This window comes from Micromonospora sp. NBC_00362 (assembly GCF_026342155.1).
In the GTDB taxonomy this organism is placed as follows: domain Bacteria; phylum Actinomycetota; class Actinomycetes; order Mycobacteriales; family Micromonosporaceae; genus Micromonospora; species Micromonospora hortensis.
Window position 1 is genome coordinate 4,866,689 of record NZ_JAPENH010000001.1, and the last position, 13,846, is coordinate 4,880,534.

Sequence of the window (13,846 nt, forward strand, 5' to 3'; positions counted from 1 at the left end):
GCGCTGCCCGGGTCGACCGGTGGGCGTTCGGATGAGAGGCTGTCGGGGCGGGGGCCATGCGCAACCACCGTCATCCGCGACCCTTTCGACGGCGACCGTCGGCGGCCCCGGTCGACCCAGAGGCCGGGCACCGTACGCGCCGATTCTCACGAGGAGATCCATGTTCATACCCGGGATGCGTCGGGCCGCTGTCGGCCTGACCGCGCTCGCGGTGGCCGCTTTCGGCGCGGTCGCCACCAACCCTGAGCAGGCCGACGCCGGGCCGAAGCCGGTCGACGTCACCCTGCTCGCCCTCAACGACTTCCACGGCAACCTCGAACCGCCGAGCGGGTCCAGCGGCACCATCGCCGGGCAGACCGCGGGTGGCGTCGAGTTCCTGGCCACCCACCTTGCCGAGCTGCGCGCCGCAGCCAAGAAGAAGAACACCATCACCGTCGCCGCCGGTGATCTGATCGGTGCGTCCCCGCTGCTCTCGGCCGCGTTCCACGACGAGCCGACAATCGAGGCGCTGAGCATGGCCGGCCTGGACTACGCCAGCGTCGGCAACCACGAGTTCGACGAAGGCGCCGCCGAGCTGCTGCGAATCCAGAACGGCGGCTGCCACCCGGTGGACGGCTGCATCGACGGCACCCCGTACCGGGGGGCCGGCTTCCAGTACCTGTCCGCGAACGCCTTCAAGACCGCCACCGGCAAGCCGCTTATGGCGCCGTACGCGATCCACAAGGTGCAGGGCGTCAAGGTCGGCTTTATCGGCATGACCCTCGAAGGCACCCCGCAGATCGTCAGCCAGCAGGGCGTCGCCGGCCTCACCTTCGCCGACGAGGCGGACACCGCCAACCGGTACGCGCGCGAGCTGCGCCGCAAGGGCGTACAGGCGATCGTCGTCCTGCTGCACGAGGGTGGCACCCAGGCCGCGACCGGCGGGATCAACGACTGCGTCGGCATGACCGGCCCCATCGTGGACATCACCAACCGGATGGACCCGTCGATCGACGTGGTGGTCAGCGGGCACACCCACCAGGCGTACAACTGCGACATCAACGGCAAGCTGGTCACCTCCGCCAGCTCGTTTGGTCGCCTGGTCACCGACATCGACCTCAAGATCGACCGTCGGTCCGGCGATGTCATGTCCGCCGCCGCGAACAACGTCGTCGTCACCCGCGACGTCGCCAAGGACCCGAGGCAGACCGCGCTGATCAACCGGTACAAGACGGTGCTCGGCCCGGTCGCCGGACGCCAGGTCGGCGTGACCAACGAGGCGATCACGCGGAGCCAGGAAACCCTCTTCGGTACGAGTCTGGGCGAATCGCCACTGGGTAACCTGATCGCCGACGCGCAGCTCGCCGCCACCGACGACGAACAGAACGCCGTCGCCGCCTTCATGAACCCCGGCGGGGTCCGGGCCGACCTCGACGCCGGCCCGGTCACCTACGAAGAGGCGTTCACTGTCCAGCCGTTCGCCAACAACCTGGTGACGCTGGACCTGACCGGCGCGCAGCTCTACTGCGTCCTGGAGCAGCAGTTCATCACCAATCGGACCCTGTACCCGTCGGCCACAGTGGGCTACGTGGTCGACCCGAACGGCACCACCGGTACGGTCGCCGACCCGTGCGCCGGCACCCGCGTGGTCCGGGGCAGCCTCACCCTGGGCGGCACCACCGTCGACACCGCCGCCACCTACCGGGTGACTGTGAACAACTTCCTGGCCGGCGGAGGCGACGGCTTCAGTGCCCTCACCGGCGGCACGAACCCGGTCACCGGCCAGATCGACCTGGACGCCTTCGTGGCGTACCTGACCGCCCAGTCGCCGGTCTCCGCGCCGACGCTGGACCGGATCCGCACCACCGCCGAGGTCCCCGCCGCCTGACGGCCGACCCCTGCGACATCGGGCCCCGGAGCACCAGCTCCGGGGCCCGACCCGTCCCAGACCCCGCCCGCCCGCCTGCCCGTGCCTGTGGCTGCCCGCGCCCGTGCCTGGCCGCCCGTGCCTGCCTGCCCGTGCCGCCCGCGCTCGCGCCACCCGCGCGCCTATCCGGGCAAGATCGCGCTCGAACATGGATGTAGTGGCATTGGTGCGCGGGGATGCCACTACATCCAGGATTGAGCGCGATCTTGGTGCGGGGTGCGGGGTGCGGGGTGCGGGGTGCGGGGTGCGGGGTGCGGGGTGCGGGGTGCGGGGTGCGGGGTACGGAGGGGATGTTCGAGGTCAGGCGGGGGCGGGCGTGGGCGTGGGGGATGCCGGGGTGGTCGTCGTGAGGCCGTCCTGATCCGTGGTGAGCAACCGGCGCAGGGAGAGCGCGACCAGCGACGCGACCAGGCAGCCGCCGACCACCGTCGCCACCCAGACCATGCCGTTGGCGGCGCCGATGAGCGGGCCGGCGGTCACCGGGCCGATCACACCGCTGATTCCGAAGATCATCGAACTCATGGCGTTGTACCGGCCGCGCAGCTCGTCGGTGGCCAGCGCGTTGGTCAGTGCGGGCATCACCGGTGACAGCATCGTCTCGCCGAAACCGAAGATCGCCGAGCAGAGCACCACGCACAGGGCGGCCAGCACGGCGTTCTCAGCACTGACCAGGCCGGCCGCGCCGAGGACCAGCCAGGCGGCGGCGAACACCGCTCCCACCACTGCCAACGCCCGGGTGCGGCTGCGCCCCTCGATCCGGCGGATCACCAGCAGTTGCGCGAGCACGATCATCACGGTGTTGGCCGCGAGTGCCCAGGCCACGACCCGGGGATTCACCTCGGCCACCCGCACCGCGTACGCGGCGAAGCCCACCTCCACCTGCGCGTAGCCGCAGGTGGTGAGGATCAGCCCGAAGATCACCAGCCGCCGGAACGGGCGGTCGCGAAGCACCGTCAGGTAGCCACCGGCCGACGGCTCGTCGACGCCTCGACGTTTGCCGAGTCGGTGGCCCACCCCCGGCAGGGTGAGCAGGATCAGCGCCGGCATCAGGTAGGTCACCGCGTCCAGCAGGTAGATCGCCTGGAAGGTGCCGGGCCGGGCGGTGTCGACGATCGCGCCGGAGGTCATGCCGCCGATGCCGATGCCGAGGTTGAGCAGGGCGAAGTTCAACCCGAAGACGCGTTGCCGCTCATCGTCGTCGGTCAGCGACGCGAGGATGGTGTTCTGCCCGGACCAGATCGCCGAACTGCCGATGGCGATCACCGTCATCACCAGCAGGGCCGAGCCGGTGGAGTGGACCAGCGCCAACGACCCGGTGCCGATCGCCTCGATCAGCAGACAGGGCACCACCACCCGGCGGGCGCCGATCCGGTCGATCAGAGTCCCGCCCAGCGGCGACAGGGCCAGGGTGACCACGCCGTACCAGCCGATGACGAGCCCGGCACGGGTGTCGGTGAGCCCGCGTACGTCGGTCAGGTAGATGAAGAGGAACGGCAGGGTCAGACCCCGCCCGACCGCCGACAGCAGTGTGCCGAGGAGGATCCGGCGAGCTTCCGAACGGCGGGGCAGGGCACGACGCAGCATGCCGGCATTCTGTTCGGTGGGTCTGACGCCGCGCGAACCGTTTTGACCACGCCTCGCGGTCACCGGGACCGGCGGGTGACCAATCCCACGTTGATCCACTCGCCGTGATCGTGGCCGGTTGGTGTCCGCCGGGTCTGCGATGCTGGCGCGATGACCGGCACCTGGCGACATCTGCCCGCTACCGCCCGCGCCATCGCGTTGACCGCAACGACGGCCGTCGCCGCCGCCCAGGCACGCGACGGTGAGGCGTACGACGAGGCGGTCGGCGGTCTCGCCGCGGACGAGCGTTCCGGCCTGGTGCTCGGCGCGGTGGTCCGGTTGCTGCTGGAGGAGAGCCATCCGGACGGGTTGACCGGCGACGACATCCGCCAGGTGTTGACCCGCTGCGTGCAGGAGTCGACGCGGTGGCGAACGGATGTCGACCCGCACGTCGTGCTCGTCCTGCTGGCCGGCGCGTTGGGCGTGTACGACCCCGAGAGCGACGAGTCACCGCCGGACGCGTCGACGCTGGCGCGACACGCCCCGCTGCTGGTGGCAGACCTGTTGGCGGCGACCAGCGTGCCGTTGGACGACTACCTGGCCGCCGCGTTCGCGGAGATCGAGCGCACCGAACGGCAGGACTGAGGTCGCGCGCACGGAGCGGCAGGACTGACCGGTCCGCGCCACCTCGAACGGGGTGGCGCGGACGGGTGTCAGGCCCGGTCGGGGGTCAGCTGCGCCACGACCTCCAGGTACTCCGCCGGGATGCGGACGGTGGCGTCGGTGGCGCGGTTGTGGGTGCGGGCCAGCTCCACCAGATCGGCGTGCAGGCCCGGGCGTCGCTCTTCGGGCAGTGCCTCGAACGCCTTCAACGTCGGCCCGTAGTTGACCCGGAAGAAGTCGGCGAACTCCTCCGGGGTGCCGAAGCGGAAGACGAACTCTCGGCGTACCGCCCGCAGTTCACCCACGGCCGCGCCGAGCAGTTCGCGGACCCGGCCCTCGTCGCCCCACTCGACCGGCGGGCGCAGCCCTGCCGGTGGTGGCACATGCCGCCCCACCGTGCGGAACAGGTCGCCGATGAAGCCCTGCGGCGTCCACGACGCCAGCGCCACAGTGCCGCCGGGCCGGCAGACCCGGACCAGCTCGGCCGCCGCCCGCTCCTGGTCCGGCGCGAACATCACCCCGACGACGGAGAGGACCGCGTCGAAGGACCCGTCGGCGTACGCCAGTCGCTCCGCGTCGCCGGTCACGAACGTGACCGGGAGTCGTTCCGCAGCGGCGCGGGCCTGGCCGCGTTCCAACAGTTCGGGTACGTAGTCGACGCCGGTCACGACGCAGCCGCAGCGGGCGGCGGCGATGGCGGCGTTGCCGGACCCCGTAGCCACGTCGAGTACGCGGGCGCCGGCGGAAAGGTCGGCAGCGGTCACCAGAAGCTCGGAGATCGGGTGGATGAGCGCGGCGACCGCGCCGTAGTCACCGCTGGCCCACGTCACCTGCTGGCGTGCCTTCACGGCGGTGAGATCGGGTGCGATGGTCATCGGTGGTCCCCCTCGGACGGTGTGGTGTGCCACTGACGTTAGGGGCGGTAGCCCCTCGGGGGATCGGTAGAAACACCTATACCCGCAGCTGAAGGCCGTCGGTGCGGTGTCCGATAGGCGTCACCGTGCAGGTGGCCGTCTCACTCCTGGTTCCAGGTGTCGGTCTGGATTGTCCGCTGGGAGCCCTGCTTGGACACCTGACCGCTGGCAATCGTCGCGCCGGACGCGTCCAGCGCCTCCACGACAAGGCCCGCGGTGGGGCGGGGCACCCGCATGGCCGCCCCGGAGCCGCTGACGGCGCTCCGCGCCACCTCCTGCCCGTCGCGCAGGACACGCACCGCGGTGGCGGCTGCCGGCGTCACCACGAGCAGGAGCTGCTGACCCTCGCTACCGCCGGTTTCAACGCCGATGGGCACGGCCAGCACGCCGGCGGGATCGGTGGGGTCGGCCGTCGTGGTGAAGGAGGTGCCGGTGCCAAGCACGCCGTCGGACCGTGGCTGATCGGGGGCGATCGACACCTCACCGATCCAGTCGCCGCCCACAGTGGGAGCAGCCAGGACGGTCACCTGGCCGTCCTCCACGAAGCCCGCGCCAAACTGCGGGAGCAGATCCGCGACTACGAAGACGGGCTAGCCATCACCGAGCACCACTACACCGTCACCGAAGCCGTCACTGACTGGCTGACCTATGGACTCAACGGCCGATCAGACCGCACCAAGACTAAGCGCGAGATCCTGTGTCGTACCCACATCATCCCGGCGTTGGGCGCTCGGAAGCTGCGCGAGCTTCGCGCCCAGGGCGTCGACCGCTGGCCATGGACCGGATCATCCCCGGATCCGACAGAACGTAGGAAAGGTGTCCTGCCCTGCCCCACAGGGCAGGACACCTTGCACCCGTGTCCTACCGCAGGAGCTTGTGGAGGGTTTTCGCTACGGCCAAGCTGGCCATGGTCATAGTTACTAGACCACTGGCGATGCCTAGCAAGACGCATGGTCCCGTGCCCAGTGACGCCTGTGCCTGCACAGCGACGCTAACCCCGGCGGCCACACCGGCCAGGAGTCCGACCACGAAGGCGATCACGAGGATCAACAAGTGGCGTTCGGTCAAGAGGTAGCGGTGCTGGTCGAGCGCTAGTCGGTGTTCACCACCGATCGGATCCTGTGAACTCCGTGGCTGAGGCACCACGGCCGAGCGCTCCTGGCTGGCATTGAGGTCGCGGTTACTTCTGGCGGTGCTGTTGGACACGTGTGTCTCCTTGAGAGTGTGTGATGGCTGACGACTTACTTCGGGCGTGGCGTCCCATGTGCTACCTCGGACATGTCGCCCCACGTCGCGTTTGAGCGTCTGCCGGTTACCGCCAGCGAGACGCGCGACGTGGGGCGCTCTTCTCGGGGAAACGATCGACAGTGGGGCGGCGTCACGGTGTTTGAGAGGTTGTCACGTCGATTGAGTAGGCAAGGGCGTAGCGCCGGATATCGGCCTCATGCGCGGTTCCACGGGTCCCGTCGATGGGACTCATTGCCTAGCGGCAGGAAGGGGGCCTGAGCTGCATAAATGCCGAGAATCTATCGACCTGTGTGGATCGCTACTTTACTCAATCCATGGTTACTTCCGAGTAACTTGCTTTGCGCTACTCACGAGAGTAGGTCCAGTCTCGTTGACGGGAGCGAGATGTGAGCCATGAGAGTGAGGCGCGCACCTCGGACAGAACGGCCCTCTGTTACCGCAGGGGGCCGTTCGCTGTCGGTGCAAACCGTCGAATGGTCCTAGTCACTCAATTGGTCACCCAGGAAGCACTAGAGGGCACATCCATGAATCGGATGTGCCCTCTTACCTCTGGTCGGGGTGGCCGGATTCGAACCGACGACCTCTTCGTCCCGAACGAAGCGCGCTACCAAGCTGCGCCACACCCCGAGGCGTGCCGACAAATAGTAGCCCACCCGCCCCGATGGTCAAACTCGGTACCCCCGTGGCCCCGGCCAGCGGGCGGCGCAGTGGTCAGCGGGGGATGAGGGTCAGGATGCTGGCTTCCGGGGGGCAGGCGAAGCGGATCGGGGCGGTCGGGTGGGTGCCCAGGCCGGCGGAGACGTGCAGCCAGGAGTCCGAGCCCGGCCACCGGTGCAGACCGCGCGCCATTGAGCGGGGCAGGCCGCAGTTGGTCACCAGCGCCCCGAAGCCTGGTACGCAGACCTGACCACCGTGGGTGTGCCCGGCCAGCAGCAGCCCGAAGCCGTCCGCCGCCATCTGGTCGAGCACCCGTGGCTCGGGTGAGTGTGTCAGCGCGATGGACAGGTCCGCCGAGGACGACACCGCGCCGGCCACGGAGGGGTAGTCGTCCCGGTCGATGTGCGGGTCGTCGACGCCGACGAGGTCGAGCTGTCGACCGCCAGCCTTCAGCATCGTCCGGGCGTTGTTGAGGTCCGCCCAGCCGGAGCCGATGAAGACCTGACGCAACTCCTCGTAGGGCAGTTCGACGCCCTCGGTGTACTCCCGGTCGGGCAGGAAGTAGGTGAACGGGTTCTTCAACACCGGCCCGGTGTAGTCGTTGGACCCGAACACGAACGCGCCGGGGTAGTCCAGCAGTGGTTGCAGGGCCCGCAGCACCCCGGGCACCGCGCCCGGGTGCGCCATGTTGTCGCCGGTGACCACCACCAGGTCGGGGTCGAGGGCGGCCAGCGACGCCACCCAGCGCTGCTTGCGCGCCTGGTCGGGCATCATGTGCAGGTCCGACAGGTGCAGCACGCGCAGCGGCTCCGCGTCGGCCGGGAGCACCGGCACGTCGTACCGCCGCAGGGTGAACATGTTGCGCTCGACGAGCGACGCGTACGCGAGGGTGGCCGCGCCGATCGTGGCGGTTCCGGCGGCGAGCCGGAATAGTGTGCGCTTTCGCATGGCGTTCAGGGTAGTTTGACCGTCCATGAGCACGCTGAAGGACCGCCTCACTGCCGACATGCGTTCCGCGCTCAAGGCGCGCGACGAGCTGACCACCTCCACCCTGCGGATGGCCCTGGCCGCCGTCGGCACCGCCGAGGTCGCCGGCAAGGCCAAGCGCGAGCTCACCGATGACGAGGTGCTCGCGGTGCTGACCAAGGAAGCCAAGAAGCGTCGGGAGGCGGCCACCGCCTTCGCCGACGCCGGGCGCGCCGAGCAGGCAGCGAAGGAGAGCGCCGAGGGTGAGGTGTTGGACCGCTACTTGCCCAGGCAGCTCTCGGACGCCGACCTGACCGAGCTGGTGTCGGGGGCGCTCGCCGCGGGCGGCTTCACCGGCAAGGCCCAGATGGGCCCGGCGATGAAGGCGGCCCAGGCCGCGGTGGCGGGCCAGGCCGAGGGTGGCCGGGTGGCCGCTGAGGTACGCCGACAGCTCGGTCTCTGACCCGGCAGGTCAGCGGGGTGCCACGACGGTTGTCGTAGCCGCCCGCCGGTCCGGACAGACGAAACGGGCGGGCACCCAAGGAGGGTGCCCGCCCGTTGTGTCCTACTCGTCGGCTCAGCCGCCGGGGCGACCACCGGGTCGGCCCCCGGGCTGACCGCCCGGAGTCCCGTTGGTGTTGCCCGGCGTGCCGCCGCCGCTGCTGACCTCGATGGTGACCACGCCACCCTTGATCGTGCGTCCGTCCGGGCTGGTGCCGGCCGCGTCGCCAGCCTTGCAGGAGGACGGCACCTTGGCGCTGGAGACGACCGGCTCGAAGCCGGCGCCCTTGAGCCGGGACTTCGCCTGTTCCACCGAAACGCACTTCACATCGGGGATGCTGCGCTGGTCACCCTGGGAGATCTTCTGACCCGGCGCCTCAAAGTCGATCTTCGGCTTGCCCTTCATGGCGTCCCGCAGCGTCTCCCAGACCGGCGGGTTGATGCCGTCCCTCTCCGCGTGCTTCATCTTCACGTTGGTCTGCGGCCAGTCCGGGTCGGCCATGATGCCGGCGACCGCGTACTGCTTGGTCATCGCGACCAGCGCGGCGGTCTTCTCCGAGTCGGTGGTGCCGGACTTGCCGGCCACCGGGTAACCGACGTCGCCGCGGACGTTGGGGGCGGTCGCCCCCGTACACCGGGAGGACGACGACTTGTCACCGACCGGGCAGCGGGCCGCGTCCACCGCGGCGCGGGCCACCTCGGTGCTGAACCGCTTCTCGCAGCGCGGGTTGGCGATGTCCAGCTTGTTGCCCTCCGGGTCGCGGATCTCCTGCACCGGGATCGGTTCGCAGTACTTGCCGTCCGCGGCGAGGGTGGCGTAGGCGTTGGCCAGATCCAGCGGGGTGGTCTGCGAGACGCCCAGGGTGAAGGCGCCCCACTGGTGCGCGCCCTTCTCCAGATCCAGGTCTTCCTGGGCCCGGAAGTTGATGCCCAGCCGCTTGGCGGCCTTGACCACGTTCTCGGCGCCGACCTGCTGTTGGAGCGGCACGAAGTAGGTGTTCACCGAGCGGCCGAACGCGCTCCACATGTTGTGTACGCCGGCCATGCTCTCGGTCGAGTTGGTGGGGCAGTAGAGGTTGGTCCCCGGGCAGGCGGCTGGGCCGGGCTGGATGATGTATTCCGACCGGAACTGCTTGGGCGCGTTGATGGTGTGGCCGAGCGGGATGCCCTTTTCCAGCGCCGCGACGATGGTGAACATCTTGAACGTCGACCCGGCCTGGTAGCCGGTGATGCCGTCACCGCCGGTGAGCAGCGGGTTGACCGTCGCCGGGTAGTTGCCGCGAATCTTCTTCTTGCTCTTCGCGGGATCGCTGGAGATCTTGTTCTTCGGGTTCTTCGGGTCGTCGAGCTTGAACTGCCTGTTGACAGCGAGCGCCCGGACCCGGCCGGTGCCCGGCTCGATCACGGCGACCATTGCCGCTTCCTTGCTGTTCACGCTCTTGGCCTTACGGACCGCCTTGTCCGCGGCGCGTTGCGCCTTGATGTCGATAGAGGTGACGACGTTGTAGCCGCCGCTCTTCAGCCGGCGCTCCCGGTCGTACCTGGTCGAGCCGAACGTCTCCTGATCCATCCACCAGCGGTAGAAGTAGTCGCAGAAGAAGCCCCACTCGTTGACGTTGGCGGCGACGCAGCCGTTCGGGGTGCGCTTGTCCTTGACGACCAGCTTGGTCGCCTTGGCGGCGTCGGCCTCCTGCTGGGTGATGGCCTTGATGTCGGCCATGTTCTGGATGACGTAGTCGCGACGGTCCTTGGCGAGCGGGTAACCAGCCTCGGTGGTCGGGTCGTTCGTGGTGGGCGCCTTGACCATGCCGGCCAGCAGCGCCGCCTCCTCGATCTTGAGCTTGCTCGGCGGCTTACCGAAGTAGACCTGGCTGGCGGCGTAGATGCCGTACGCGCCGTTGCCGAACGAGGCGAGGTTGAGGTAGCGGGTGAGGATCTCGTCCTTGGAGAATTCCTTGTCGACCTGGAGGGCCAGCCGCATCTCGCGAAGCTTGCGGGCGCTGGTGTCCTCGGTGGCCGCGACGACGTCGGCCGGGTGGGTGGCCGAGTAGGCGATGGCCAGCCGGACGTACTGCATGGTCAGCGTCGACGCGCCCTGGCGGCCGGAGCCCTCGCTCTGGTTGTTGACGAACGCGCGGGCGACACCGTTGATGTCGACGCCGTTGTGCTTGTAGAAGTCGTGGTCCTCGGCCGCGATGATGGCCTTCTGCATGAACGGCGAGATGTCGGCGAGCTTCACGTCTCGTCGGTTCTCGTCGTACATGGTCGCGAGCGGTGTCTTGCCGTCCGACGCCAACAGGTAGCTGATCTGTGGCGCGCGGGCCACCGTCAGCTCCGTGGGCAGGGCGCCGAACGTCTCGGCGCCGGCCTTCGCGGCCAGGCCGGACATCGCCACCGCGGGGAAGGCCGCCGCAGCGACCACCACGCCGGCCAGCAGGCCGCACACGAGCAGCGATGCGGCATTGGTCAGCACATTGTGGTCACGTTTCCGCATCCAGGTCACCTCGGCATGGTACGCGAGTAGGGAACGAGGGGCGCCTGGGCGTTGTTGCCCCATTTCCTGCGCGCGCTGCCCTCGTTGTGCTAAACGCACGACCCCCGGTGCTTGGTTGCGTGTGACCCGGCGTGAGTCTCCTCCGATTCGGTGAGGCGGCGCAGCGTTATCGCCGACCTCGGCGGGGTAACCGGCGGTCGAAGGCCCGGGAAGCCGGGAGTGTCCGGAATGATGGATTTCGTCGACAACGTTGCGTAATCAGTCGACTACAGAGCATGATGGGGGCGGCGACAGCGCCACATGTCGTCCGTGCCGCCTTGGGGAAGGCGAGCGGGCGATCGGGGGGAATTGCCGGCTGGCGTGTATCGACGAGGTCGGTAGGTACTGCAAGGGGGGACGTGTACACATGGGCATGATCACTGACTGGCCGTCGCTGGCGGCGTGTCAGAACGGGGACCCGGACGCGTTGTTCGTACAGGGCGCCGAACAGAACGTGGCGAAGCGGATCTGCCGGAGCTGCCCAGTTCGGTACGAGTGCCTGGCCGACGCGCTGGACAACCGGATCGAGTTCGGTGTGTGGGGCGGCATGACCGAACGCGAACGACGGGCGCTCCTGCGTCGACACCCGCAGGTGACGAGCTGGCGCAAAATGTTCGAAGCCGCGATGAAGAAGAACAGCAAGGACAAGGCCGGCAAGGACAAGATTCTCGTCAGCGCGGCCAACTGACGCCGGTCACGGCCGGCTGATCGCCGCGCCGATCGTCCGTAGCCCGTCGACGTCGTGCACGTCGGCGGGCTGCGCCGTGACCGAAACCGCCGGCACGGCCGGGAACGCCTCGGTGAAGCGCGCGGCGACCTGCTGCTCGCGTACCGCCTGGCGAGCCAACGCCGCGTGCGCCCGCAGCACGTCGGCGGTGGCCTCATGCCCACCCAGCTCGGTCAGCCGCTCGGCGGCGACCCGGCTCCGCTCGGCGTCCAGCTCCGGAACCGCCGGGCGGTGCACCCGGTTGAGCACCAGGCCGGCCAGCGGCATCCGCTCGTCCCGCAGCCGACCCGCGAAGTAGGCGGCCTCCCGGACCGCGTCCGGCTCCGGCGTCGCAACCAGCAGAAAAGCCGTCTCCCGTGCCTGCAGGATGCGGTACGTCTGCTCGGCGCGCTGCCGGAAACCACCGAACATCGAATCGAGTGCCGCCACGAAGCCGGACAGGTCGGTGAGCAGCTGCGCGCCGAGCACCTTCTGCACCACCTTCGAGAACATCCCGAACGAGGCCGTGACCAGGCTGAACATGCTCCGACCGCCGCTGCGCGCCGGGGCCAGCAGCAGTCGCAGCATCCGGCCGTCGAGGAAGCGGGAGAGCCGAGCCGGCGCATCCAGGAAGTCCAGTGCCGAGCGGGACGGCGGAGTGTCCACCACGATCAGGTCCCACTCGCCCCGGGCGTGCAACTGGCCCAGCTTCTCCATCGCCATGTATTCCTGGGTGCCGGCGAAGGTCGAGCTCATCGCCTGGTAGAACGGGTTCGCGAAGATCTCCGCGGCCTTCGTCGGGTCGGTGTGTTGCAACACCACGTCGTCGAAGGTGCGCTTCATGTCGAGCATCATGGCGTGCAACTCGCCGCCGCTGCTCTCGACGTCGATCCCCTTGACCTGGCGAGGGGTGTTGTCCAGCTCGGTCAGGCCCAGCGACTGGGCCAGCCGGCGGGCCGGGTCGATGGTGAGCACCACAGTGCGCCGGCCGTGGTGCTCGGCGGCCCGCAGCGCCAGCGCCGCGGCCGTGGTCGTCTTTCCCACTCCGCCGGCACCGCAGCACACGACGATCCGCACGCCGGGGTCGGCGAGGATCTGGTCGACGTCCAGCTGCGGCGCCGCGTCTTCGGAAGGCACCAATCGAGCGTATCGGGCCGGTGGGGCCGCGCGCCCGTGCTGCGCTCAGGTGTGAGTCATTCGGCGCGGACGAGGGCCTGGGCCAGCGTCGCGAGCCCCGCCCGATCAACCCCGTCGGGCAGCAACGGCAGCTCGATCATCGGCAGCCCCAACTCCACCAGGTCGGCGCGGAGCGAATCTTCCAGTTCGCGACGGATGAGCTGGTCGCGCGCCTCATCGTGCAACCCGGCCACGATGTCCTGATCGGCCGGCAGCCCGGCGGCGACCAGCCCGCGTTTCAACTCGGCGGCGGTGACCGCCGCTCCGGCGGGCAGCGGCGGTCGGACCCCGTTGACGAGCACCTTCCCGACACCGAAGCCGAGAGTGGTCAGGTCGGCGATCGCGTCGACAGTCTCCTGGATCGGCATCTCCTCCAGCAGCGTGACCACGTGCACAGCGGTCATCGGGGACCGCAGCAACGCCGCGACCCCCTCGCTCTGGGTCTTGATCGGGCCCACCTTGGCCAGCCGGGCGGTCTCCGCCGTCACGTTGAGGAACCGGCCGATCCGCCCGGTCGGCGGGGCGTCCAGCACCACCGCGTCGTACGCGCGCCGCTGCCCCGTGGTGCGGGTGGTGGCCTCCTTCACCTTGCCGGTGAGGAGGACGTCCCGCAGGCCGGGCGCGATGGTGGTGGCGAAGTCGATGGCGCCGAGCTTGCGCAGTGCCCGGCCCGCCGCGCCCAGTTTGTAGAACATGTCCAGGTACTCGAGCAGCGCCTCCTCGGCGTCCACAGCGAGCGCACGCACCTCACCGCCGTCCGGCGCGTCGGCGAGGTGCCGCTCCTCGTAAGGCAGCGGCTCGATGCCGAACAGTTGGGCGATGCCCTGCCGCCCCTCGACCTCGACCAGCAGGGTGCGCCGGCCGCCGGCGGCGAGCGCGAGGGCCAGCGCCGCCGCCACGCTGGTCTTACCGGTGCCGCCCTTGCCGGTCACCACGTGGAGACGGGCGGGCCATCCGGTACCGGCCGGGTCGATCGGACGCTCAGCTGCACACACCCGTCGAGCCTATCCAGG

Annotated in this window: 12 protein-coding genes, 1 tRNA gene and 1 pseudogene; 5 read left to right on the plus strand and 9 right to left on the minus strand. The window is 69.4% G+C overall.

What is annotated here, in order from left to right; translation table 11 throughout:
• Positions 1 to 160: 160 nt before the first annotated feature.
• Entirely contained in the window at positions 161 to 1,867 is a 1,707-nt protein-coding gene (locus tag OG992_RS22415) for a bifunctional UDP-sugar hydrolase/5'-nucleotidase (protein WP_266304226.1), read from the plus strand.
• Between the two features lie 339 nt (positions 1,868 to 2,206).
• Here OG992_RS22415 and OG992_RS22420 read toward each other — a convergent pair whose 3' ends face one another.
• Entirely contained in the window at positions 2,207 to 3,490 is a 1,284-nt protein-coding gene (locus OG992_RS22420) for an MFS transporter (protein WP_238686614.1), read from the minus strand.
• Between the two features lie 150 nt (positions 3,491 to 3,640).
• Here OG992_RS22420 and OG992_RS22425 point away from each other — a divergent pair, with 150 nt between their 5' ends.
• Positions 3,641 to 4,114, plus strand: a complete 474-nt coding sequence (locus OG992_RS22425; protein ID WP_238686615.1) for a hypothetical protein — start codon at positions 3,641 to 3,643, stop codon at positions 4,112 to 4,114.
• 68 nt (positions 4,115 to 4,182) lie between these two features.
• Here OG992_RS22425 and OG992_RS22430 read toward each other — a convergent pair whose 3' ends face one another.
• Positions 4,183 to 5,007 (minus strand): class I SAM-dependent methyltransferase, encoded by an 825-nt coding sequence (locus OG992_RS22430; RefSeq protein WP_238686616.1) that lies wholly within the window; start codon positions 5,005 to 5,007, stop codon positions 4,183 to 4,185.
• A 140-nt stretch (positions 5,008 to 5,147) separates the two neighbouring features.
• Positions 5,148 to 5,573 (minus strand): hypothetical protein, encoded by a 426-nt coding sequence (locus tag OG992_RS22435; RefSeq protein WP_266305317.1) that lies wholly within the window; start codon positions 5,571 to 5,573, stop codon positions 5,148 to 5,150.
• Here OG992_RS22435 and OG992_RS22440 point away from each other — a divergent pair.
• Positions 5,574 to 5,819 (plus strand): annotated as a pseudogene (locus OG992_RS22440) (site-specific integrase); the annotation flags it as partial.
• Between the two features lie 88 nt (positions 5,820 to 5,907).
• Here the strand turns inward: OG992_RS22440 and OG992_RS22445 are convergent.
• The 3 genes from OG992_RS22445 to OG992_RS22455 all read right to left on the minus strand — a co-directional run bounded on the left by OG992_RS22445 (position 5,908) and on the right by OG992_RS22455 (position 7,899).
• Entirely contained in the window at positions 5,908 to 6,252 is a 345-nt protein-coding gene (locus tag OG992_RS22445) for a hypothetical protein (RefSeq protein WP_238686638.1), read from the minus strand.
• A gap of 592 nt (positions 6,253 to 6,844) precedes the next feature.
• A tRNA-Pro gene (locus tag OG992_RS22450) sits at positions 6,845 to 6,921 on the minus strand.
• 84 nt (positions 6,922 to 7,005) lie between these two features.
• Positions 7,006 to 7,899, minus strand: a complete 894-nt coding sequence (locus tag OG992_RS22455) for a metallophosphoesterase (RefSeq protein WP_238686617.1) — start codon at positions 7,897 to 7,899, stop codon at positions 7,006 to 7,008.
• A 25-nt stretch (positions 7,900 to 7,924) separates the two neighbouring features.
• Here OG992_RS22455 and OG992_RS22460 point away from each other — a divergent pair, with 25 nt between their 5' ends.
• Complete coding sequence (locus OG992_RS22460; protein WP_196929129.1) at positions 7,925 to 8,380, plus strand: GatB/YqeY domain-containing protein; 456 nt, start codon at positions 7,925 to 7,927, stop codon at positions 8,378 to 8,380.
• Positions 8,381 to 8,494: 114 nt separating this feature from the next.
• Here OG992_RS22460 and OG992_RS22465 read toward each other — a convergent pair whose 3' ends face one another.
• Positions 8,495 to 10,912 (minus strand): transglycosylase domain-containing protein, encoded by a 2,418-nt coding sequence (locus tag OG992_RS22465; RefSeq protein WP_266304227.1) that lies wholly within the window; start codon positions 10,910 to 10,912, stop codon positions 8,495 to 8,497.
• A 406-nt stretch (positions 10,913 to 11,318) separates the two neighbouring features.
• Between OG992_RS22465 and OG992_RS22470 the strand changes: the two genes are divergently transcribed.
• The gene (locus OG992_RS22470; RefSeq protein ID WP_030328078.1) at positions 11,319 to 11,639 is read left to right on the plus strand and encodes a WhiB family transcriptional regulator; all 321 of its coding nucleotides are present in this window, start codon (positions 11,319 to 11,321) and stop codon (positions 11,637 to 11,639) included.
• A gap of 6 nt (positions 11,640 to 11,645) precedes the next feature.
• Here the strand turns inward: OG992_RS22470 and OG992_RS22475 are convergent, their stop codons facing one another.
• Together OG992_RS22475 and OG992_RS22480 are read right to left on the minus strand one after the other, a co-directional pair.
• Positions 11,646 to 12,797 (minus strand): ArsA-related P-loop ATPase, encoded by a 1,152-nt coding sequence (locus OG992_RS22475; RefSeq protein WP_238686619.1) that lies wholly within the window; start codon positions 12,795 to 12,797, stop codon positions 11,646 to 11,648.
• Between the two features lie 53 nt (positions 12,798 to 12,850).
• A complete protein-coding gene (locus tag OG992_RS22480; RefSeq protein WP_238686620.1) occupies positions 12,851 to 13,828 on the minus strand; it encodes an ArsA-related P-loop ATPase in 978 nt (325 codons plus the stop codon).
• Between the last annotated feature and the right edge of the window lie 18 nt (positions 13,829 to 13,846).